This window comes from Methylobacterium sp. 001424705 (assembly GCF_059816145.1).
The window spans coordinates 63,383-82,843 of record NZ_JCBANU010000021.1; the positions used below are offsets into that span (position 1 = coordinate 63,383).

General features: G+C 68.2%; 23 protein-coding genes. 8 read left to right on the forward strand and 15 right to left on the reverse strand.

Translation table 11 applies throughout. The features are described from left to right. Positions 1-242: 242 nt before the first annotated feature. Complete coding sequence (locus tag AC6EUL_RS16170) at positions 243-689, forward strand: VOC family protein (RefSeq protein WP_499871274.1); 447 nt, start codon at positions 243-245, stop codon at positions 687-689. A gap of 22 nt (positions 690-711) precedes the next feature. Here the strand turns inward: AC6EUL_RS16170 and AC6EUL_RS16175 are convergent, their stop codons facing one another. After that, positions 712-1,155 (reverse strand): cyclic nucleotide-binding domain-containing protein, encoded by a 444-nt coding sequence (locus tag AC6EUL_RS16175; protein ID WP_499871276.1) that lies wholly within the window; start codon positions 1,153-1,155, stop codon positions 712-714. A 292-nt stretch (positions 1,156-1,447) separates the two neighbouring features. Between AC6EUL_RS16175 and AC6EUL_RS16180 the strand changes: the two genes are divergently transcribed. Then, positions 1,448-1,642, forward strand: a complete 195-nt coding sequence (locus tag AC6EUL_RS16180; protein ID WP_055953126.1) for a con-10 family general stress protein — start codon at positions 1,448-1,450, stop codon at positions 1,640-1,642. Positions 1,643-2,588: 946 nt separating this feature from the next. On the opposite strand, the gene AC6EUL_RS16185 is transcribed toward AC6EUL_RS16180, so the two are convergent. Then, positions 2,589-3,392 carry a response regulator gene (locus AC6EUL_RS16185; RefSeq protein WP_055953119.1) on the reverse strand — a complete coding sequence of 268 codons (804 nt, stop codon included), beginning with the start codon at positions 3,390-3,392 and terminating at the stop codon, positions 2,589-2,591. A 180-nt stretch (positions 3,393-3,572) separates the two neighbouring features. Between AC6EUL_RS16185 and AC6EUL_RS16190 the strand changes: the two genes are divergently transcribed. Next, entirely contained in the window at positions 3,573-3,797 is a 225-nt protein-coding gene (locus AC6EUL_RS16190) for a NepR family anti-sigma factor (protein ID WP_056211330.1), read from the forward strand. 142 nt (positions 3,798-3,939) lie between these two features. On the opposite strand, the gene AC6EUL_RS16195 is transcribed toward AC6EUL_RS16190, so the two are convergent. From AC6EUL_RS16195 to AC6EUL_RS16235, 9 genes are all read right to left on the reverse strand, one after another. Beyond that, positions 3,940-4,116: a DUF1328 domain-containing protein gene (locus tag AC6EUL_RS16195; RefSeq protein ID WP_003599466.1), complete on the reverse strand. Its 177-nt coding sequence runs from the start codon at positions 4,114-4,116 to the stop codon at positions 3,940-3,942. A gap of 180 nt (positions 4,117-4,296) precedes the next feature. Continuing rightward, positions 4,297-4,497 carry a hypothetical protein gene (locus tag AC6EUL_RS16200; RefSeq protein ID WP_499871281.1) on the reverse strand — a complete coding sequence of 67 codons (201 nt, stop codon included), beginning with the start codon at positions 4,495-4,497 and terminating at the stop codon, positions 4,297-4,299. Positions 4,498-4,611: 114 nt separating this feature from the next. Further along, positions 4,612-5,805: an alpha/beta hydrolase gene (locus AC6EUL_RS16205; protein WP_499871283.1), complete on the reverse strand. Its 1,194-nt coding sequence runs from the start codon at positions 5,803-5,805 to the stop codon at positions 4,612-4,614. Between the two features lie 139 nt (positions 5,806-5,944). Then, positions 5,945-6,148 carry a hypothetical protein gene (locus tag AC6EUL_RS16210; RefSeq protein ID WP_056272450.1) on the reverse strand — a complete coding sequence of 68 codons (204 nt, stop codon included), beginning with the start codon at positions 6,146-6,148 and terminating at the stop codon, positions 5,945-5,947. A 91-nt stretch (positions 6,149-6,239) separates the two neighbouring features. Continuing rightward, complete coding sequence (locus AC6EUL_RS16215) at positions 6,240-6,680, reverse strand: response regulator (RefSeq protein ID WP_056272453.1); 441 nt, start codon at positions 6,678-6,680, stop codon at positions 6,240-6,242. 154 nt (positions 6,681-6,834) lie between these two features. After that, positions 6,835-7,698 (reverse strand): dienelactone hydrolase family protein, encoded by an 864-nt coding sequence (locus AC6EUL_RS16220; protein WP_499871336.1) that lies wholly within the window; start codon positions 7,696-7,698, stop codon positions 6,835-6,837. A 130-nt stretch (positions 7,699-7,828) separates the two neighbouring features. Then, complete coding sequence (locus AC6EUL_RS16225) at positions 7,829-8,359, reverse strand: hypothetical protein (protein WP_499871286.1); 531 nt, start codon at positions 8,357-8,359, stop codon at positions 7,829-7,831. 138 nt (positions 8,360-8,497) lie between these two features. After that, positions 8,498-8,995 (reverse strand): DUF192 domain-containing protein, encoded by a 498-nt coding sequence (locus AC6EUL_RS16230; protein WP_407067304.1) that lies wholly within the window; start codon positions 8,993-8,995, stop codon positions 8,498-8,500. Positions 8,996-9,006: 11 nt separating this feature from the next. Beyond that, the gene (locus AC6EUL_RS16235; protein ID WP_056211323.1) at positions 9,007-9,624 is read right to left on the reverse strand and encodes a cold-shock protein; all 618 of its coding nucleotides are present in this window, start codon (positions 9,622-9,624) and stop codon (positions 9,007-9,009) included. 302 nt (positions 9,625-9,926) lie between these two features. On the opposite strand from AC6EUL_RS16235, the gene AC6EUL_RS16240 reads away from it, so the two are divergent. Continuing rightward, positions 9,927-10,916, forward strand: coding sequence for an acetyltransferase domain-containing protein (locus tag AC6EUL_RS16240; RefSeq protein WP_499871289.1), 990 nt, complete (start codon positions 9,927-9,929; stop codon positions 10,914-10,916). A gap of 26 nt (positions 10,917-10,942) precedes the next feature. Here AC6EUL_RS16240 and efp read toward each other — a convergent pair whose 3' ends face one another. Continuing rightward, the gene (efp, locus tag AC6EUL_RS16245) at positions 10,943-11,509 is read right to left on the reverse strand and encodes an elongation factor P (RefSeq protein ID WP_056211320.1); all 567 of its coding nucleotides are present in this window, start codon (positions 11,507-11,509) and stop codon (positions 10,943-10,945) included. Between the two features lie 182 nt (positions 11,510-11,691). On the opposite strand from efp, the gene epmA reads away from it, so the two are divergent. The 3 genes from epmA (at position 11,692) to AC6EUL_RS16260 (ending at position 14,358) form a co-directional block, all read left to right on the forward strand. Then, positions 11,692-12,744, forward strand: a complete 1,053-nt coding sequence (gene epmA, locus AC6EUL_RS16250; RefSeq protein ID WP_499871292.1) for an EF-P lysine aminoacylase EpmA — start codon at positions 11,692-11,694, stop codon at positions 12,742-12,744. Next, the gene (locus tag AC6EUL_RS16255; RefSeq protein ID WP_499871294.1) at positions 12,741-13,793 is read left to right on the forward strand and encodes a lysine-2,3-aminomutase-like protein; all 1,053 of its coding nucleotides are present in this window, start codon (positions 12,741-12,743) and stop codon (positions 13,791-13,793) included. Before epmA ends, AC6EUL_RS16255 begins: the two co-directional genes overlap by 4 nt. A gap of 115 nt (positions 13,794-13,908) precedes the next feature. After that, positions 13,909-14,358 carry a hypothetical protein gene (locus AC6EUL_RS16260; RefSeq protein ID WP_056211314.1) on the forward strand — a complete coding sequence of 150 codons (450 nt, stop codon included), beginning with the start codon at positions 13,909-13,911 and terminating at the stop codon, positions 14,356-14,358. A 3-nt stretch (positions 14,359-14,361) separates the two neighbouring features. On the opposite strand, the gene AC6EUL_RS16265 is transcribed toward AC6EUL_RS16260, so the two are convergent. Both AC6EUL_RS16265 and AC6EUL_RS16270 read right to left on the reverse strand, forming a co-directional pair. Beyond that, on the reverse strand, positions 14,362-14,754 hold the full coding sequence (locus AC6EUL_RS16265; RefSeq protein WP_499871296.1) for a phage holin family protein: 393 nt from the start codon (positions 14,752-14,754) through the stop codon (positions 14,362-14,364). Between the two features lie 101 nt (positions 14,755-14,855). Beyond that, complete coding sequence (locus AC6EUL_RS16270) at positions 14,856-16,280, reverse strand: DEAD/DEAH box helicase family protein (protein WP_499871298.1); 1,425 nt, start codon at positions 16,278-16,280, stop codon at positions 14,856-14,858. 182 nt (positions 16,281-16,462) lie between these two features. Between AC6EUL_RS16270 and AC6EUL_RS16275 the strand changes: the two genes are divergently transcribed. Further along, positions 16,463-17,104: a hypothetical protein gene (locus AC6EUL_RS16275; RefSeq protein WP_499871300.1), complete on the forward strand. Its 642-nt coding sequence runs from the start codon at positions 16,463-16,465 to the stop codon at positions 17,102-17,104. Between the two features lie 6 nt (positions 17,105-17,110). On the opposite strand, the gene AC6EUL_RS16280 is transcribed toward AC6EUL_RS16275, so the two are convergent. Beyond that, positions 17,111-19,165 (reverse strand): methyl-accepting chemotaxis protein, encoded by a 2,055-nt coding sequence (locus tag AC6EUL_RS16280; protein ID WP_499871302.1) that lies wholly within the window; start codon positions 19,163-19,165, stop codon positions 17,111-17,113. Positions 19,166-19,461 lie beyond the last annotated feature (296 nt).

Sequence of the window (19,461 nt, forward strand, 5' to 3'; positions counted from 1 at the left end):
AGCTCCACGTTTCGACGCGTCGGAGGACGGCTCTGTCCCCTGACTACCGCTCCCGGGGCGCCGACGTTGTGTCATTCCCGCCGCAGGTAAGCAGTTGCGTGCTCGAGCAGCCCTGCGGCGGAGGCGTCCGAGATCGGATGATGACGGCGGGACGAGCCGGGTTGCGCCCCGCGCATTGCATCGCGCGAACGGGACTTCCATGATGGCTCCGGGCCGCCATGGGCTCCGGAGTACGGGTGACGATGGTCGAAACGCAGGTGCTTTCCGAGATCGATGCGGGCGCCCCTCTGGCCGACCTCGCCCCCGCCGTCCATCTTGACCACTGCGTCATCCACGTCACGGACTGGGAGCGCTCGAACGCGTTCTATCGTGACGTGATGGGGGCCGAGATCATCTCCCGCGGGGCGGCCTTCGTCTATCGCTTCGGCGGCGTCCAGCTGAACGTGCACGGGCCGGGGGTGAACGCGACGCCGCTGGCGCGGATCCCCGTGCAGCCGGGGAACAGCGATCTGTGCTTTCGCTGGTCGGGCACGATCGAGCAGGCCGCGGACCACCTCGCGTCGCTGGGCGTGACGATCGAGCTCGGACCCGTGGAGCGCAACGGTGCCGCCGGCGCCGGGGTGAGCCTCTACTTCCGAGACCCTGACGGCTCCCTGATGGAGTTCATCACCTACCCGGCCTCCCCGTAGGCACGCGGCTCGGCCTTCGCCCTCAGCCCCGGCTCTGGGCGAGCTGCTGGTTGGTCTGTTCGAGGCGGAGCGCCAGTTCGCGCATCACCGCGATGGCGATGGGCGGGAACTGCGCCAGAAGTTCCAGGAAGACCGTCCGATCGATGCGCAGGGCCATGGCCGGATTGACGGCGGCGACGGTCGCCGAGCGCGGCTGGTCGGCGAGGATGCCCATCTCCCCGACGAGGGCGTTCGCGCCCAGCAGCGCCAGGCGAAAAGGACCTTGCGGTCCGTCGATGGAGACCTCCGCCGAACCTTCCAGGAGAAGATAGGCCGCATCGGCCGCGTCGCCCCGAGCGAAGAGCTGCTGGCCGGCCTCGAAATGCACGCGCTCGCTGGTGAAGGCGAGAAGCTTCAGGCGCGACGGCTCGACACCGCGGAACAGGGGCACCTGGCGAAGGGACGAAACCTCTGTCTCGAGGGTCATTGAGTCGGGCTCCCGTGACGCGACGTCCCTCCCGGTCCGGCACGATCCTGGCGCATCCAATGCGGGTCGGCGCCCCTTTGTCCAGACCCCGACGGCCCGCGGGCTGCGGCGCCCCCAGCGGAAGCGATCCGCCTGGGCCTCAGCCCGTCAGAACAGCCTCTACATCTAACGGTTAAGCTTAAATTAATCGCCAATCCTCGGGGCCTGGACTGCTCGCTCAGCGATCAGATGAGGAACCATCGATATTGGCAAAGGTTGTCTTGGCAGTGAACGCAAAGCTGAGGAGGCGCTGATGGCATCAGGAAATTCCACCTCGAAGCGAGGTTTCGCATCGATGGACCTCGAACGGCAGCGGGAAATCGCGAGCAAGGGCGGCCGCAGCGTGCCGGCCGAGAAGCGCTCGTTCTCGCAAGATCGCGAGCTGGCCTCGAATGCGGGCCGCAAGGGCGGTCAGTCGAGCGGCTCCGGCCGTCCCGGCGACGAGTAGCATCCGTCTCGGCGCGTGGCCCTCAAGGGCTACGCGCCTTTTTCGTACCTTATGAATCTACGAAAACGCCCCGTTCGAGCAGAACGGGGCGTTTTCGTATGTCTCAATTGTTCGATCGGTCTCGGTCAGGTCATGCAACGGCCCGGCACCATACGACGGGCCTCCGGGCCGGCCAGGGAACTGATGGCCCGCTCGCAGCCTTCCTGGAGCGGCTTGCGCAGCCGGAGCAGCTCCCTATCGCTGGCCGTCCTCCCCAGAGCGGGAGCGACCGGCTCGGAACGCGGTGCCACACTCGGAACGGACGCGAGATGCACCTGGCCAACCGTTGCCGGAATGTCACGGATTTCGGGATTTTCTTGCTGCGCAAGCGAAGCGACCGGTCTGGTTGCGGGCGCCCACTGATCGGCCGCCAGGCGGATCGTCGGATGAATCAGCAACGTCAGTATGGCGGCCGGTCCACTCACGCTGAGAAAGAAGCCAGACCGAGACATTGTCCTAATCTCCGCGCAGAGCTTGACAGGTTGTCAGCTCAACGCAGACCGGAAACAACGGTTCCTTAACCCTTTTGATCTGGATATCCAGTCCTTAAGGCGATGCGTCGCATTCTCTGGATTGCCGAGGCCATGGCCCCGGGGCTCTCGGATCCTGTGGCGAATCTGCATCGGCACAGAAAAAAAGCGCTCGCTGAGATGCCGGATCGGAACCGCTCCGAGCGCTGGTCGTTGTTCCTGCACCCGGCCGCCTGGTCCTCCCCCGCATTCCCCTTGTGCATAGGCCGGAACCTTTCAACGGGTCGGAGCAAATCCGACCCGTTTTTTTGTGCCGGTTTTCCTGGCGGCGGTGGCCCGTGAAGGTGGCGTGAAAAAACCCCGGCCGCTGGACCGGGGTTCGTTTCGTCGCTCGTAAGCCGATCCTCGCAGGCGGCCAGTGCGCGTTTGGCGGACGATCAGGCCGATTTGGCCTCGCGCCGACGCGCGCTCTGCTGGAAGAACAGCGCCTGGCTGATCACCGCCGAGACGTTGGCCGGCTGGAAAGGCTTGGCGATGAGGAAGGCCGGCTCGGGGCGCTCGCCGGTGAGGAAGCGCTCGGGATAGGCCGTGATGAAGATCACTGGTACCTCGAAGGTCTTCAGGAGGTCGTTCACCGCGTCGAGGCCGGAGCTGCCATCGGCGAGTTGGATGTCGGCCAGGATCAGGCCCGGGCGCGTGCCGCCGGAGGCGATCTTGATCGCTTCGGTGCGGGTGCGTGCAACGCCGATCACATTGTGGCCCAGGCCTTCCACGAGCGCTTCGAGATCCATCGCGATCAGCGGCTCGTCCTCAATGATGAGGATCTCGGTCGCCATGTCGGCGGCGAGCTCGCGTCCGGCTTCGTCCACGAGGTCGCGGACCTGGCTGACGTCGACGTCGAGGATGATCGCGGCATCCTCCTCGGAGAAGCCCTCAAGGCAGGAGAGCAGGAAGGCCTGGCGCGGCAGAGGCGTGATCTGACCGAGGCGGACTTCCGCCGGCAGATCGTGCTGAACCTGCTCGCTCTGGCCGTTCACCGAGAGCGAGTTCCAGATGCGGGTGAAGACACGGAACAGGTCGGCCTTTACGTTGGAGCTGCGGCCGAGTGTCTCCGGCTCGTTCACGAGTGTTTCCAGCGTGGCTGCCACGTAGGCGTCGCCAGCAACCTGGCTGCCGGTCAGCGCCCGCGCATAACGGCGCAGGTACGGCAGATGCTGAACGACGAGTTGAGCTGTCGACATTATATCCCCTTGGCTTTGCCGTTCTATCGGGCGCCTCCGCCACAACGCGGAATGCAGGGCTCCGTTCCGCTGAGCGGGAACCGATTGTTCACACCAGCGTTGCAGGTGCAGCCATGGCCTATGTGAAGCCGCAAAACAATCGCGGCGATGTCGCTTGTCGACATCCAAGGGGACCGACGTATGGACGAAAACGGACCGGGTGCCGGCCCCTCACCCGAGGGTGCCGACCCGAAGACAGGCGACGCTTTGCCCGGGCAGGGCCTGAGTGATCATACACAGAAGCGAATCGGGCTTCACCTGCGGGCCATGTACGACACCATCGTACAGCAACCGGTGCCGGATCGATTCCGCGATCTCATTGCCAAACTCGACGCCTCGGCCACCAATTCCGAGCCCTCGAGCTGAGGCGGTACCCGTCGCACCTGCATTCCCTCCCTGGGCCGCATAGGTCCGTGGCGGCGCCTCCGCCTGCATCGAAAAAGGGCCGCTCTTCGTGAGCGGCCCTTTTCATGTCTTCAAACGTCCGGCGCGCTTGCGTCGAGGGACGTCAGAGCGTCGGCGAACGACCGCGCATCAGGCCGATCACAGCCGAGATGGCGAACAGGACGATCGCGACGAAAAACACGAGCTTCGCGGCTTCCATCGCCGTACCGGCAATTCCACCGAAACCAAGCAGCGCCGCGACGAGGGCGACGACCAGGAACGTAACGGCCCATCCGAGCATGTGACTCTACCCTTCATCAAGTACGGTGCAGCATCGGCTGCGACCTCATGACAGCATAACGCCAAGTTAGCGGGACGGTTCCTGGGTTCGTCACAGGTTCGCCACGTTTTCCCCGGGCGATGGACGGCACGTTTCACTCAGTTCTTCGATGGCGCCGCAGGGCGGAAACCGGGATCGACGTCACAGAGCGTTGCGGCGGACGACGCGTCGCCAGACGAGACCAGCTACGGCGAGGGCGAGGCCGTACTGCGCGAAGCCGTTCTCCGCGAGATCGCCGATCGATCCGTGCATCTGAAGCAGAAGGCGCGTCAGGCCATTCAGGACGATCACGGTGCCACAGAACAACGCTGACGCGGCTAGGATAGCGATGAAATCGGGCATGGCGGCGTATCCGGTTGACCCGGACACCTCCACGCAAAGCGTGCGCCAGAGCCCCGATCCCTCACGAATGCGGGCTTCCGCCTCCCGGCCGTACGGCGGGGCTGAACGCGCGCGTCAGGGGCGGCGCGACGCCGCCGGCTTCGGGCGGGTACCCGTCGTCGCCGGGGTCGGTGCGGCGGCCGGCTGGGCCGCGGGCGGGCGCGGCGTTTCCACGACGAGGCGTTTGACCGGCCAGCCGTCGGCCCAACGCTCCATGTCGCTGAAGCGCGGGTTGGCTTTCAAGCTCGCGGCATCTGTTCCACCGAAGGCCGCGGCCGCGGCGAGGTCGAAGGTCTTCCAATAGGCCAGATAGTCGAGGCTGTCGGCGCGGGAATTGTTGATCTGGGAGACCAGGGTGGTTTGCTCGCCGGTGAGGGCCATGTCGGGCGACCACTTGAACGGCGGTGCCGGCTGCTTCGGGTCGCGGGGCGGCTCCGGCGGCAGCTTGATTGCCGATCCGTCATAGGCGGCATCCACGCCGGCCGGCGACGTCAGCGTCGCGGCCAGGGCGGGAAACCCATGGTCGTCCGAGAGGGCGCGCACGAACAGCTTGCGCTCGCTCGGCACGCCGCTGGCCTCCCGCAGGATGCGTCGCCCCGCCAGGTCGGCAGCCCGCGCGTCCCGGTCGCCGATGACGGTGATGACCAGAGTCTCGGGCGCGATCCGGCCGAGATCGTGCAGGACGATCCCACGGGCACGTGCGTCGCTGGCGATACCGCCGGGCATGATCGCGAAGACGAGACGCGGGATCGGCAGGCCCTGCTCGGCCGCGTCGGCGGCGAGGTTGGCGGCGATCGGTGCGCCGGCGAGGTGCCCGATGACTGCGACCCGCTTCGGGTCAGGCTTGGCGTCGGCATCGCTCGCCAGGTCGGACAGCGTCGACTTGAGGATGCGCTCGGCGATCGCGCTCGCCTCCGACGGGCGCGTCCGGTTGAGGTCCTGAAAGCGCGGAAAGATGACGAGCGAGCCGGTTCGGGCGAGGTGGTCGATCCAGCTGCCGTAGGCCTGCGGATTGGGGGCCCCCCAAGCGTGAAGGAAGACGACGACCGGGCGGCCCTCGGCCGGTGCGGCGCCCGCCTTGTGGAAGACGAAGCTGCCGGAGCCGGCCTTGCCGAGGCCGCGCTTCACGACGGTCGCAGCGCGATCGCCGACCCCGCCGGGCCCTTCCGCGGGCTGGCTCGGCGGGGCGGCGGCGATGGCTGGAACGACCGCCGCCATCAGCGCGGCGAGGCCCAGAGCGGCAACGCCGAGGCTCAGTGTGAAACGCATGGACAGTCCGATGACGCGGCCCGTGAGCTTCGAAGGCCAGTCCTCGCGAAGCACGGATCGAATGTGGGCCGAACCATACGGCAATCCGACGCGTCTGAGTGCGGTATTCCCGCCGCACTGGGCCGGCGGAATGTGGGATTCAGCGCTTGAACTGGCCGCGCCGCTCGTCGATCATTGCCGCAAGACGCATCAGATCGTTGGGCTGCGTTGCGTCGGTAACCGCTCGATAGACGTCGCGAAGACTGCTTCCGAGTGTCGCGAGCATCCGATCTTCGGGCAAGGCGGTCAGGGACGACCACGCTTCATCCAAACGCTGGGCACGGACCGATGGGGCAAAGTTCATCGTCGGCTTTCGGGCCATCGCGCGGCCTCTCGATTGCGTGAACCCGGACAACGGTCAAGCGCCCCGATGTTTCCACTGATCTATGATAATTTCAGGTTCCGCGCAGAGGGGAGCCGATGACGTCCGGCCCGGAGGCTGCGTCGTCGGGGCGTCCGGCGGCCTCCTCGACCCAGGCCAGGATATCCGCCGCGCGCCAGGGCTTTGGAATGAACGTCGCCGAGACGCGCAGGTCACTGGGCTGGTCCCCGGCATCGCCGGAGGTCAGAAGGACCCGGACACGCGGCCAGGTGACGCCGATGATCCGGGCCAGTTCGAAGCCCCCGATCGGCCCCGGTGTGCGGACATCCGAGAAAACGACGCTGACCTCATCGCCCCGATCATTGAGGATCGCCAGGGCGCGTTCGGCCGTCTCGGCCTCGATCACCCGGAAGCCGGTCTCTTCGAGAAGCTCGGCCGCGAGGAACCGCTCATCTGGCTCGTCCTCGACGACGAGGATCACGGGACGTGCGTCAGATGGGGTCACTGCACTCATGGGTCCGGTACGCTCTTCGGGCCAGAACGGCGGGCCAAGTGCAATCTTGCGCCACGGAGGCGCGAAGCTGTCAATGTGGCGGAACCGACCAATAGCCCCGAAGGAACGCCGCGCAGGCCCGTTGTGCTTTCAGTGCCACGCTTTCGCGAGGTTTTTAGCCAACACCATGAGATTTGAGAAAGGCTAGGGCCCGCGCCCAACCGTCCTTCGCATCGCCTTCACGGTAGCTCGGCCGGTAATCCGCATGAAATCCATGCGGCGCGTCCGGATACACGAAGAGCTCCACCGACTTGCCAGCGGCCTTGGCCTTGTCCCGCGCGGCTTCCACAGCCGGGACCGGGATGCCGGTATCCGCGCCACCGTACAGGCACAGGAGCGGTGCGTTGATGTCCGCCGCCAGATCCGTGGCCGTGCGAGGCTGGATCTCGGTGCGCTCACCGCCGACGGGTCCGTACCACGCGACCCCCGCCTTAAGGTCCTTCCGGTGGGCGGCGTAGAGCCAGACGCCACGGCCGCCGCGGCACCAGCCCATCGTTCCGATCCGTGACGGATCCCCATGCGAGGCCGAGACCGCCCAGCCCGCGGCGGCGTCCAGGTCGGCGATCCATTGGGCGTCCGGAGTCTTCGAGATGACATCGCGAATGATCACCTTCGCGTCCGTCATGGTCGAAAGATCGCCCTGGCGGGCATAGAGCTCGGGAGCGACCGCACAGTAGCCGACTTTAGCGAGCCGGCGGCAGATATCCTTGATGTAGTCGTGAACGCCGAAGATCTCTTCGATGACGAGGATGACCGGAAACGGCCCCTCTCCCTTCGGCATGGCCCGGTATCCGGGCATCGGGCCATCGGCGGCGGGGATCTTCACTTCACCGGCTTCGATGTCCTCGGCGTCGGTCCTGATGACCTGGGCCTCGACGGAACTCGTCGCGAGGGTCAGCCCCGTCATCAGGCTCGTCATGACGAAACCGCGCCGGGAAAAGGGCGGTGTCAGGAGTCCGTCGAGGCCCTCGAGCGGCATGGTGTCAGCGCGATGATCCGACGTGTGCGACATGGTGTTCCCGGGGCGAACTGGGAGAAGCGATCGCGCGGGACGAAGACATCCTGGATCGCAACCGGGAAGTTAGGGCTCGGCGCCGCGCCGAACAGTCTCAGAGGGCCACGCGCTGGCGTGCCGCCTCGCCCGTCCGCGGATCGGCCGGCGAACCTGCGCGCCGCGTCGCCGAACGGGCCTCGCCGGCCGGGGTGCGCTTCCGGGCCACCCCGGAACTCGCCGACTTCGGCCGAACGAGATCGCCCAGGGGCACGAAGCCCGCGTCGCCCCGTCGCGTCCCGGCGCCGGCGACCACCCCGAAGGCGATCGCGAAGGACTGCGAGAGGCCGGAATCCATCTCGACCCCGAATGCCGCCACAGCGGCGAGGAACGCTTCCCGGAAGCTGCGCGGAGTGCACCAGCTCTTCTCGGCCAGATGCATCGGCCATTCCCAGAGGTCGCCCCGCCGCTGGGAAACCATGTCACGCGCGATGAAATAGCCGGTCTCGCGATGCACGAGGCCGTCGGCGGCGACGCACCAGTCGGCGTTCTCGAACAGGATCGCCATCGGCTGGCACCCGTGGTCGGGAGACAGGTCGTCGAGTGGCAGATCGTCCAGAGGCGAGTCGTCCAAGGGCAGGTCGAACATGATGTCCCCTCTTCGCCAGCTTCGGAGCCGCCGCGTGGCCGTCCCGAAATGGATCAGAACATTGAGGGAACAGTGGGGATAAATCGATCGAGCGTCAAGTGTTTGTTCTTGGTGTGTTCGATCGGAGCAAAGGCAGCCCTAGCGCGGCGTCCGCTCGAACAGCGCATGCTCCACCCGATCGCCGGCATGGATCCGGAGACGCGCGGCCGTTCCGGCGTTCAGCTCCAGCACGGAGAGAACCGGCTCGTTCGAAGGGATCACCTTGGTGGAGAGCGGCTCGGTATCGGCGGCGATCTTGGCGATGGTGCCGTCGGCCCGGATGAACAGCATGTCGAGCGGCAGGTAGGTGTTCTTCATCCACATGGCCACGGGCGCTGAGGCCTGGAAGTCGAACAGCATGCCGTGGTCGGGCGCCATGGTGCGCCGGTACATCAATCCGCGCGAGCGGTCGGCATCGGTGCGCATCACCTCGACGGCGAAGACGTGCCGACCCTGGCGGCCGACTATGCTCAGCGGCTCGGTCGGCCCGGAGGCCGCATCCTGTGCCGTCGCGTGGCCGAGGAGCAGCCCGAACAAGGCGAGGGCGAGGAGCGCGCGAATCCCGTCGCGCCAATCGATCAAACGTCGCGTGACCACCGGACCATCCGTCAGTGTGAGGCGGGCAGTGCACCGTCGAGGAGCCGAACTTCGGCGGCCATCTTGCCCTTGGAACCATCGCCGTAGCGGACGAGAACGGTCTCGCCCGGCTTGAGTTCGGCGATTCCGTAACGGCGGAGCGTCTCCATGTGAACGAAGATATCCGGCGTCCCGTCGCCGCGGCTGAGGAATCCGAAGCCGCGCAGGCGGTTGAACCACTTCACCACGGCGGTTTCGAGGCCGCTGGTCGGCGTGACGGTGACGTGGGTGCGCGGCAGGGGCAGTTCGGAGGGATGGAGCGCGGTGGACTGATCGAGGGAGATGACCCGGAAGGCCTGCCAGCCGCGGGGCCGCTCCGTGGCCTCGACCACCACGCGGGCTCCCTCGCTGGCGCTCTGATGCCCGTCCCGACGCAGGCAGGTGATGTGGAGGAGCACGTCGGCCGAGCCGTCGTCCGGCACGATGAAGCCGAAGCCCTTCGCCACGTCGAACCATTTGATCCGGCCCGATACCTCCGTGAGGTCGAGCGGGCGCTGCGCCTCGGCGCCCTGGCCCTCGACGGCGCGGGTGTCGTCCTGCTCTCCCGACGAACGCTGCCCGAAGGGGCCTGAACCGAACTCGTCAGACATGTAAGCAACCCACACCGAATCACGTCTCGCGACCCGCACCAGAGATTAACAAAGTCATGACTCGGCGGAAGCCCGTTTGGCGATCCTCGTTGGACTTCGATGCCGCATTGTTCGGCAGGGCGGTGCGGGGGCAACAGCAGACCCCCGACGATCGCGCCCCAAGCTCGCGCTGAGCTTCAATATTTTTGGGCTCGGATCGTCGGCGATCAAAATTTGTTAGCCAAGGGCGCGGAAAAGCTGCGAAGTCTGTCATCGACCCTGGACCGTCGCGACGGCTCGGGATCGATGCTAGGGCCTGCGCGATGATGCGCCCGCCCCCCTCCTCCGCTGCACCCCGCTTCCGGTACGCGGCCCTCGATGTCACGCGCGGCATCGCCCTCGTGGCCATGGCGCTCTACCATGCCACCTGGGATCTCGGGGCGGTGCGTCTCACGCCCGAAAACTATGCGCTGACGCCGTCGGGCCGTCTCGCCGCACACGGCATCGCCGGAAGCTTCCTGCTCCTCGTCGGGATCGGGCTCGTGCTGATGAACGGCGAGCGCTTCGCGGCGCGGCCGTTCGTTCTGCGGCTGGCCCGGATCACCGGTGCAGCGCTGCTCGTGACCATCGCGACGGTCGTCACCGATCCGTCCAGTTACATCTTCTTCGGAATCCTGCACTGCATCGCCGTATCGAGCGTGCTGGCGCTGCCCTTCCTGCGGGTCCTGCCGCGCTGGGCTTCGGTTCTCGCCGCGGCGCTCGTTCTGGCAGGGCCGCACCTGATCTCGGGCGGGATCCTCGATGCGCCGATGCTGTCCTTCCTGGGACTCGGGCGCGCCATGCCGCAGACCAACGACTACGTACCGCTGTTTCCCTGGTTCGGACTGGTTCTCGCCGGTGTCGCGACGGCCCTGTACGGCCTGGCCGCCGTCCGCCGCTCGCGGCACGCGACCTGGACGCCCACCGGCCGCCTTGCGCGGGGGCTGGCCTGGGCCGGGCGCCACAGCCTGGCGATCTACCTGATCCACCAGCCGATCCTGATGGGACTTTTCCTGGGGCTGGTGACCGTGACGGGCCCGCACCCGCAGGCGGGAGTGGCCGAATTCCGGGCGCTCTACGTGCGCAACTGCGTCGCGACGGGGGGCGAGACACAGGCCTGCACCCGCGCGGCGGCCTGCGTCTCCGATGCGTTCCGCCGGGAAAACCTCTGGGCGGACCGGCCGCGCAGCTTCACCGCCGAGGAGCGCCTGCGGGCCCAGGGCCTGTCGCAGGGCTGTTACGAGGCAGCGGAGGGAACGGCGCCGGCTCCGTGACTCCGGCTCGCGATCCTCCGGTACGGTCAGTCCTTGGCGCGCTCCACGTAGGAGCCGTCCTCGGTCATGATCACCACGCGGGTGCCGACGGCGATGTGCGGCGGCACGGCGGTACGAACGCCGTTGGAGAGGATCGCGGGCTTATAGGACGAGGAGGCCGTCTGGCCCTTCATCGCCGGCTCGGTCTCGGTGACTTCGAGGACGACGCGCTGCGGCAGATCGAGGGTCAGCGCCACGCCGTTATGAGTCGAAACCATCACGGCCATGCCTTCCTGAAGGTACGGGGCGGCATTGCCGACGACGTCCTTGGGGATCGCGACCTGATCGTAGTTCTCGGGGTTCATGAAGTGGAAGCCCTCGCCGTCCTCGTAGAGGAAGGTGTGCTCCCGGTCCTCGACGAAGGCGCGCTCGACCGATTCGGTGGTGCGGTAGCGCTCGGACACCTTCACGCCATCGGTGATGCGGCGCATGTCGAGCTGGGTCACCGGGGTGCCCTTGCCGGGGTGGATGTTCTCGACCGTCAGGATGACGTAGAGCTTGCCATCCTTGTCGACGACGTTGCCCTTGCGGAGCGTAGAGGCGATCACCTTCACGGGGTCTGGTCCTGCTGTGTTCGTTGAGAAAAACGACTCGGCACCCCGACGCGGATCTCTCCGCGGGAGCGACATCTTGGCTCCGCCACTAACCTATCCGCGCCACCGTTGCCAGTCGCTCCGCGAGACGCCACTCCCGAGACGTCGATTCCAGGTCTGAAGCAGGTCGCAAAGCTCGCCGCATGAACACCCCCTCCCCCTGGTGGGCGCCCCACCGCCACGCCGACCGCCGGCCAGCCCTGATGGTGCGCAACGGCATCGTCGCGGCCTTCCGGGCGCATTTCGCGGCGGCCGACTTCGTCGAGGTCGAGGCGGCCGCGCTGCAGGTCTCGCCCGGCAACGAGGCCCATCTCTCGGCCTTCGCCACCGAGGCCCTGGGTCCGGACGGCGCGCGGCAGGCGCTCTACCTCCACACCTCGCCGGAATTCGCCTGCAAGAAGCTCCTGGCCGCCGGCGAGCCGCGCCTCGTCAGCTTCGCCCGTGTCTACCGCAACCGCGAGCGGGGGCCCCTGCACCACCCGGAATTCACCATGCTCGAATGGTACCGGGCCGGGGCCGACTACACCGCGCTGATGCGCGACGGGGCCGAGCTCCTGGCGCTCGCCGCGGAGACGGCGGGTGTCCCGACACTGCGCCATCGCGGTCGCACGGCCGATCCCTTCGCGAAGCCCGAGCGGGTGACCGTGGCGGAGGCCTTCGCCACGCGTGCTGGCATCGACCTCCTCGCCACCATCGATGCCGACGGCACCACCGACCGTGCGGCGCTCGCGGCGGCCGTGTCCGGGGCCGGGCTCCGGGTCGCCGCTGACGACACCTGGGCCGACCTGTTCAGCCGGGTCCTGGTGGCGCGGATCGAGCCGAATCTCGGGCTCGGGCGCCCGACGATCCTGTGCGAGTACCCCGTGAGCGAAGCCGCCCTGGCCCGGCCGAGCCCGCGCGACCCGCGCGTGGCCGAGCGCTTCGAGCTCTATGCCTGCGGCGTCGAACTCGCCAATGCCTTCGGCGAGCTCACGGACGCCGAGGAGCAACGCCGGCGCTTAACGCTCGAGATGGTTGAGAAGGCGCGCGTCTACGGCGAGTCCTATCCCATCGACGAGGATTTCCTCCACGCCCTGGCGATCATGCCGGAGGCGAGCGGAATCGCCCTCGGCCTCGACCGCCTTGTCATGCTGGCGACCGATGCCCGCCACATCGAGGATGTGCTCTGGACGCCGGTGGTGGGGCCGGCGCGATGAGTCCGTCCCTGCGTCGGCCGGCCGACCTCGCCCGCGTCGGGCTCGTTGCCCCCGCCGACCTTCCGGCCCTGGAGGCCGTGGCGGCCCGCTATGCCGTCTCCGTCACCGCCGACATGGCCGAGCTGATTGATCCGCACGATCCGGCGGACCCGATCGCCCGGCAGTTCCTGCCCCGGGTCGAGGAATTGCAGACGCAGGATCAGGAGGCGGCCGACCCCATCGGCGACGGGGCCCACAGCCCCCTGCCCGGCCTGGTCCATCGCTACCCGGACCGGGTGCTCCTGAAGCCGCTGCATGTCTGTCCGGTCTATTGCCGCTTCTGCTTCCGGCGCGAAATGGTCGGGCCGGAGGGCCTCGGGACCCTGGGCGAGGCCGATCTTGCCCGGGCCCTCGCCTACATCGCCGAACGGCCTGAGATCTGGGAGGTCGTGGTCACCGGGGGCGACCCCTTCGCCCTGGCGCCGCGCCGGCTGGCCCAGATCGCCGCCGCCCTCGCGGCGATCCCGCACGTGCGGGTGTTGCGCATCCACACCCGGGTTCCGGTGGTGGACCCCGGCTCGGTCGGTGCGGAGCTCATCGAGGCCCTGAAGCGATTCGAGGGGGCGGTGTTCGTCGCGCTGCATGCCAATCACCCGCGCGAGTTCACCCCGGCGGCCTGCGCGGCCATGGCGCGCCTCGTCGATGCCGGCATCCCGATGGTGAGCCAGACGGTACTGCTCGCCGGGATCAACGACGATCCGGAGACCCTGGCCCTGCTGATGCGGCGCTTCGTCGAGAACCGGATCAAGCCCTACTACCTGCATCACGGCGACCTCGCACCCGGGACCAGCCACCTGCGCACGGATCTCGGCGCCGGCCGCGACCTCGTCCGGGCCCTGCGCGGACGCCTCTCGGGTCTCGCCCAACCCCTCTACGTGCTCGACATCCCGGGCGGCCACGGCAAGGTCCCGGCCGGGCCAGATTATCTCGCCGAAGCCGGCACCGGTTGGCAGGTGACCGACCCGCAGGGAGCGGCCCACGACTATCCGCCCAAGGCGTGCGAGCCGTGAAGCGGCAGGTGCGTTGACACGCCTCCGGCGCCAAGCTTTTGATGCGAAAGCGGTGTCGTGGGACGGTCCGGCCAGATCCGGGTGCCGCCCATTTTGAAAGTCTTCGGGGAGCCGGATGGGTGTGTTTCAGGAGTTCGTCGGGCGCTTCTCTCAGACCATGGGCGCCTATCTGGGCGACCGGGCGCTGATGGAGGCGGCGGTCTCGGCCTCGGCCAACGTCATCCTGGCGGATTACGAGATCGACGAGGAGGAGATCGAGGTCGCGCTCGCCGGCATGCGGTCCAATCCGATCCTCGAGCGCGGCTACGACACCCTCAAGCTGGAGGCCGAGCTGTTCGAGGGGATCGCCCGCGCCCGCACCCGCGCCGGCCGCGCCGAGAACCTGCACTTCGTCGCCGCCATCGCGGAGCGCGAGATCGCCCAGCGCACCAGCGTGTTCCTGATCGCCGCGGACGTCGCCGACCAGGCCGGAATCAGCGAGCCGGAGCACGCGGCCCTGGCCGAGATCGCCGCGGCGCTCGGCGTGGACAAGGACGCGCTGCTCGGCTCCGTCCGGAAGGCCTGAGGTTCAGTCGGCGACGCGGCTGGCCACCAGGGCGGCGTCCTTCTCCACCTGGCGTTCGAAGCGGCGCGGCAGCAGGTTGGACCGATCCATCCGGCGCAGGCCCAGCACCATCAGGACAAGGGCGATTCCAGCGAAGGGCGCCCCGACGATGAGCGCCGCCAGGATTTCCGACCCGATCAGGGCGGCGATGCCCTTCACCAGTGCCACGAACAGCATCACCAGGGCGGCGACCACGAGGGTGAGCGCGGTGCCGAACCGGGCGACGAGGCCGAGGATCGCGCGGATGTTCCCGTCCGTCTCGCGCCGCATCAGCTCGAGTTCCTGGCCGACGAGGTCGCCGCCATGGCGCAGGCCCTCGCTGATCAGGCGGCTAAGGCTCGGCGTCGGTCGTGCCATCGGGACGGTCCTCCTCGTTGGGGGTAGGCGCCCCGGCGAGACGGGACCCTGATGGCCACAACCGTGGCGGTTCGATCCCGTTCCAACGGAACGAGGCCGACCTAGGCCGCCTCGCCGGCCTGCACCTCGGCGATGGCCTGGGCGATCGCGTCGATCAGCCTGGTGTCCTCGCCCGCCATGGCGTCCATCGAGGCCATGCGGCCGACGACGGTGGCGGCGATGCTCTCCTCCACCGTGCCCTCGGCGAGGGCGTAGTAGATCGTCGCCTGCTGTCCGTCCCGGTGGCAGCGGCCCTCGATCTGCGTCAGCTGGATCGCGCTGTGGCGCAGGTCGTGGACGATGAGCGCGCGCGGCTTCTCGCCCCCCGGCAACTCGTGGGCATGCAGGGAGATCGATTCCGTCACGGTGAAGACGACGGCGTCGAGCCCGCCGGTCTGGAAGGCGAGCCGCACGGCCTCGTTCGCCTCGCCCGACTGCGTGCCCGTGATCGCGTCGGCCCGCCAGCCCGCCCCCCGCATCGCCTCGACCAGCGCGGAAGCCGTCTCCAGGAAGGCCACCGAGATCGCTACCGCCTGGCCGTCCTCCATCAGGAGGTCGGCAAAGGCCGTGGTGCCCGAGACCCGGAGCAGACTCGCCTTCTGGCGGAATCGCAGGTCCGCCGCCCAGCCGGCCGGCTTGCGGGTGCTGCCACCGAGGAGGCCCCATTCCCGGCGGAACTCGCGCCAGGTCGCGTCGTAGAGGCGGCGTTCGGACGGCGTGAGGGCGACCGCGCTCAGGGCGCGCTGCACCTCGGGCCACCCGGCGATGTCGCCGGGGCGCCGGCGCAGGCCGATCGCCCCCTCCCCCTTGAACAGCAGGTCGGCCATCACCGTGCAGTCGCGCGGGTTCGCGTCCCAGGACCAGTTAGTCCAGCGGCCCTTGGCCCGGCCGATCCCGAGGTGCTGCATCAGACCTCGGAAGTCCGCCAAGGTCGCTGTGGGCTGGCCCGCGGCCTCACCCAGCAGGCGCCCGAGATAGGAGAGCTCGTGCGGGGCCTGGCCGGCGGTGGCGCTGAGATAGATCGTGAAGGCGGCCGCCTCCGCGATCTGCCGGCAGACGAGGCTCTGCTGGGCGTACGGGTTCCGGATCCGGTGGCTCTCGTCGAAGACCACCAGGGACCAGGTCCGCTGCGGTGTGCCATGCCGGGCGAGCGCATTGTTCTTTGCCCGGGTCGAGCGCCGGTTGCTGGCGGGAGGCGGCGCCATCAGCGCCTTGGTGCGCTCGTAATTGGTGAGCGTCACCGCCTTCTCGCCGAGATGCGCCAAGGCGATCGTGCGCCGCCACTGGGGCATCGCGCCCTTGGGACAGACGATGAGGACATCGCGCTCGGGCATGGCCGCCACCGCGCTCCAGACCGACAGGGTCTTGCCGAGGCCGGTCGTGTCGCCGAGCAGAAATCCTGTCCGGCCGTCAGCACGTGCAGCCAGGATCGCGTCGCGCGCCGAACGCTGATGCGGGCGCGGAACCAGGTGTTCACTTGCAACCATCAGGCGACCGGTCCGCGGACGCGATCCGAGCCGGATTTTTTTCTCTTCTCGGCTGCGAAAGCAGGCTCGCGAAGTCTTGGCACAGCCCTCACCATCTTTTGAAAAACTCGGAACTGTTCAGGTTGTGCTTTTGTTAAGGGGTCATCTCGGCGCGCCGTCGGGCGCCTCACCCGGAGACATCGATGCCGACGATCCCGTTCTCCGCAGCCACGCGCACTGTCGCCGCCCCCGTTTTCGGACTGATGATGCTCACGCTTCCGGCGTGCGCGCAGAGCGCCGATGGCGGCCTGTTCGACCTGCTCTTTGCGCCCGCACGGCCGGCGCAGCAAGCCGCGCCCGCGCCGGTGGCCGATCCCGGCTTCGACTATCGGCAGGCCCGTCGCTCGATCCGAAAGGCCACGCGCCAGCGTCCGAAGATCCGCTACGCCGCGCTTCCCAAATCCGAGCCCCTGCAGATCAAGGTCACGGACCGCCAGACCCCGCTCGACATGAAGGCCGGCCCCGCGGCCGCCTTCATGAAGGACGAGACCCTCCGCCCCGGCGACATCGTGGTGATGAAGGACGGCGCGAAGGTCTTCACCGGGCGGCCCGACGACCGGCACACCGTTCGAGACTTCGAGAGCGTCGGGCGCTCCGACTTCGTCGATCGGCGCACCCGCAACCAGCTCGCCGCGATGATGCTGCCGATCGGCGCTCTCCCAGCGGATCAAGCCCGCAAGATGATGGCGCAGGCGCGCAAGGTGATGCCCGCGAGCGTCGACCAATCCGTGAAGCCGGAGCTGACGGCGATGCGCGTCATCAACCCCTGGAAGACCAACCCGTAGGGCGGATCAGGCGGCCCGGACCGTGACCAGGAAGCCGTCGACTTCCCGGCGCAGGGCCGAGGCCTGACGGGCGAGATCGCTCGCCGCGGTAAGCACCTGCGCCGACCCGCTACGGGCGGAATCCGCCGCCTCGCGGACACCGACGACGTGGCCGGATACGGCCCGGGTGCCCTCGGACGTCAGGACCGTGTTGCGGGCGATCTCCTGCGTGGCCGCTTCCTGTTGGTCGACGGCCACCGAGATGTCCTCCGAGATCCGACTCAGGCGTTGGATGACGTCGGTGATTCCACCGATGGCCGTCACGGACGCGTCGGTCGATTGGGCGATCTCGCCGACCTTCGCGGCGATCTCTTCGGTGGCCCTGGCTGTCTGGGTCGCGAGGCTCTTCACCTCTGCGGCGACGACCGCGAATCCGCGCCCGGCCTCGCCGGCTCGGGCCGCCTCGATGGTGGCGTTCAGCGCCAGGAGGTTGGTCTGGGCCGCGATACTGGTGATCAGGCCGACGATCTCGCCGATGCTGCTCGCCGCTTGGGCCAGGCGATGGACATCCTCCGCCATCCGCGCTGCATCGCGCTCCGCCTCACCGGCGACCGCGCTCGAGGCCTCGACGCGGTTGCCGATCTCCCGCACCGAGGCGCTGAGCTCCTCTGTGGCTGCCGCCACGGTGTCGGCCGTGGCCGCGGTTTCCGCCGAGGCTGCGGCTACGGACCCACTCAGGGATGACGTATCGGTCGCGGCCTGGGTGAGGGCATAGGCCGCCGTTTCGAGCTGGCTCGCGGAGGCCGACACCGCCTCGACGATCCCGCTGGCCTGGGCCTCGAAGCGATCGGCCAGTGCCACCATCTCGGCGCGGCGGGCCGCCGCGGCGTGGGCGGTGAGGTGGTCGGCTTCCGTGGCGATGCGCCGGCGCTCGACCACGCTGGCCTGGAAGTCGACGGCCGCTGCCGCGATGGCGCGAACCTCGCGGGCGCCGTTCTGCGGGATCGGGCCGGCTTCCTCGCCTCGGCCGATGGCTGTCAGGGAGGCGGCGATACGGGTGAGCGGACGGGCGATGGCGGTCCCGAAGGCGAAGGCGAGGCCGCACGAGAGGACCAGGATCGCGAGTCCCACGGCCATCCAAATCAGGACGCTCCGCTCGGCATCGGCGCGGGCTGCTCCGGCGGCGGCTCCGAGATCCGCGGTGAGCCGGTCCTCGATCGTCTTGAGCGTATCGATGCGCTCGGTCGCGAGGCGGAACCAGGCGGGCGCATCGGTGAAGGCGAGCGGCGTGCCGGGGGGCGTGTCGAGAACGAGGCGGCGGAGACGATCGACCTCCCGGGCCGCGGGCGCAGTCTTGCCGGCATCGAGGAGGGCCGCCTGTTCCGGCTCGGCCCCGAGGCGGAACAGGGATTCGTAGGTGCCCTGGCCCGCGCTCAGACCCGCCAGACGCTCGTGGCCGGCAAGATCGATCTGGCCGGCGCCGAAGATCGCCGAGGCCGCGGCCCGCTCCTGGCCCGCCAGCTCCTTGAGGGCGAGGAACGACGAGTAGGAACTGATGCGGGCGGCGAGATCGGCGCTGGCGGCGACCTGGGAAACCTCGCGCACCAGGTCGAGCGCGCTCGCGATCACCCCCGAATACAGCCCCATGTTCTGGGCCGGCGTGCGACCGAGCCCGTCGACCGCCGCGCGGTGGGGGACGATCGCCGCCAGCTGCTTGGTCAGCGCCGCATTGCGACGGGCGACGCCGGCTCCGAAGGCGGCGAGGTCGAGGCCGGTCCGGCCCGCGTCCAGGGCTGCCCGGGCGGCATCGGTCCGCAGGCGCTGTGCATCGAGTTCGAACCGAAACTTGGTCCCCTTGGCGGCGAGATAGAGGCTCGATGCCCCGCGCTCCCGCTGGGCTTCGTGCACCAGGGCGCTGATCTGGCCCGCCATGCCGACGAGGTCCTGCACATGGACCATCCGGGTCCGAGCATTCATCCGCTCAGTAATGGCAAGGCCCACGACCATCGCAAACGCAAGACATGGAGCGAGGGCAACCAGAAGAATCCGAATGCGCAGCGATGAGAAAAGACCGGCGGACATCACATGAAACCTGCTTCGAAACGCTGCGGCACTGTCGGAGCAGCCGGTAAAAGTTATGTTTCAAATTTATCTTATGATCAATTTTTGGTCGATCCCTTCAATTTTTAGGCAGGGCGGGTCGGGAGCTTCAGCGAACCATCCAGTTGCTTCGTGATCCGCTTCACTCACGCGACCGCTGGACCGCGAAGCAACTGATCCGTCTGCGGAGGCGGCAGGGGTCGGCCCAATCCTCAGCCGAAGCCGCGGGGGCCGCGTCTTCCAAACCGTCGGCAGCGAACTTCCTCATGCCATTCGGT

What these genes read in the sequence shown, in the direction of transcription:
- AC6EUL_RS16215 (WP_056272453.1), bottom strand. Translation starts at nt 6,680, where the DNA reads ATGAGTGCAGTGACCCCATCTGACGCACGTCCCGTGATCCTCGTCGTC.
- AC6EUL_RS16265 (WP_499871296.1), bottom strand. Translation starts at nt 14,754, where the DNA reads ATGGCACGACCGACGCCGAGCCTTAGCCGCCTGATCAGCGAGGGCCTG.
- AC6EUL_RS16275 (WP_499871300.1), top strand. Translation starts at nt 16,463, where the DNA reads ATGCCGACGATCCCGTTCTCCGCAGCCACGCGCACTGTCGCCGCCCCC.
- AC6EUL_RS16200 (WP_499871281.1), bottom strand. Translation starts at nt 4,497, where the DNA reads ATGCCCGATTTCATCGCTATCCTAGCCGCGTCAGCGTTGTTCTGTGGC.
- AC6EUL_RS16205 (WP_499871283.1), bottom strand. Translation starts at nt 5,805, where the DNA reads ATGCGTTTCACACTGAGCCTCGGCGTTGCCGCTCTGGGCCTCGCCGCG.
- AC6EUL_RS16240 (WP_499871289.1), top strand. Translation starts at nt 9,927, where the DNA reads ATGATGCGCCCGCCCCCCTCCTCCGCTGCACCCCGCTTCCGGTACGCG.
- AC6EUL_RS16180 (WP_055953126.1), top strand. Translation starts at nt 1,448, where the DNA reads ATGGCATCAGGAAATTCCACCTCGAAGCGAGGTTTCGCATCGATGGAC.
- AC6EUL_RS16210 (WP_056272450.1), bottom strand. Translation starts at nt 6,148, where the DNA reads ATGAACTTTGCCCCATCGGTCCGTGCCCAGCGTTTGGATGAAGCGTGG.
- AC6EUL_RS16190 (WP_056211330.1), top strand. Translation starts at nt 3,573, where the DNA reads ATGGACGAAAACGGACCGGGTGCCGGCCCCTCACCCGAGGGTGCCGAC.
- AC6EUL_RS16225 (WP_499871286.1), bottom strand. Translation starts at nt 8,359, where the DNA reads ATGTTCGACCTGCCCTTGGACGACTCGCCTCTGGACGATCTGCCACTC.
- AC6EUL_RS16170 (WP_499871274.1), top strand. Translation starts at nt 243, where the DNA reads ATGGTCGAAACGCAGGTGCTTTCCGAGATCGATGCGGGCGCCCCTCTG.
- AC6EUL_RS16235 (WP_056211323.1), bottom strand. Translation starts at nt 9,624, where the DNA reads ATGTCTGACGAGTTCGGTTCAGGCCCCTTCGGGCAGCGTTCGTCGGGA.
- AC6EUL_RS16270 (WP_499871298.1), bottom strand. Translation starts at nt 16,280, where the DNA reads ATGGTTGCAAGTGAACACCTGGTTCCGCGCCCGCATCAGCGTTCGGCG.
- AC6EUL_RS16280 (WP_499871302.1), bottom strand. Translation starts at nt 19,165, where the DNA reads ATGTCCGCCGGTCTTTTCTCATCGCTGCGCATTCGGATTCTTCTGGTT.
- AC6EUL_RS16195 (WP_003599466.1), bottom strand. Translation starts at nt 4,116, where the DNA reads ATGCTCGGATGGGCCGTTACGTTCCTGGTCGTCGCCCTCGTCGCGGCG.
- AC6EUL_RS16260 (WP_056211314.1), top strand. Translation starts at nt 13,909, where the DNA reads ATGGGTGTGTTTCAGGAGTTCGTCGGGCGCTTCTCTCAGACCATGGGC.
- epmA (WP_499871292.1), top strand. Translation starts at nt 11,692, where the DNA reads ATGAACACCCCCTCCCCCTGGTGGGCGCCCCACCGCCACGCCGACCGC.
- AC6EUL_RS16220 (WP_499871336.1), bottom strand. Translation starts at nt 7,698, where the DNA reads ATGCCGCTCGAGGGCCTCGACGGACTCCTGACACCGCCCTTTTCCCGG.
- AC6EUL_RS16185 (WP_055953119.1), bottom strand. Translation starts at nt 3,392, where the DNA reads ATGTCGACAGCTCAACTCGTCGTTCAGCATCTGCCGTACCTGCGCCGT.
- AC6EUL_RS16255 (WP_499871294.1), top strand. Translation starts at nt 12,741, where the DNA reads ATGAGTCCGTCCCTGCGTCGGCCGGCCGACCTCGCCCGCGTCGGGCTC.
- AC6EUL_RS16175 (WP_499871276.1), bottom strand. Translation starts at nt 1,155, where the DNA reads ATGACCCTCGAGACAGAGGTTTCGTCCCTTCGCCAGGTGCCCCTGTTC.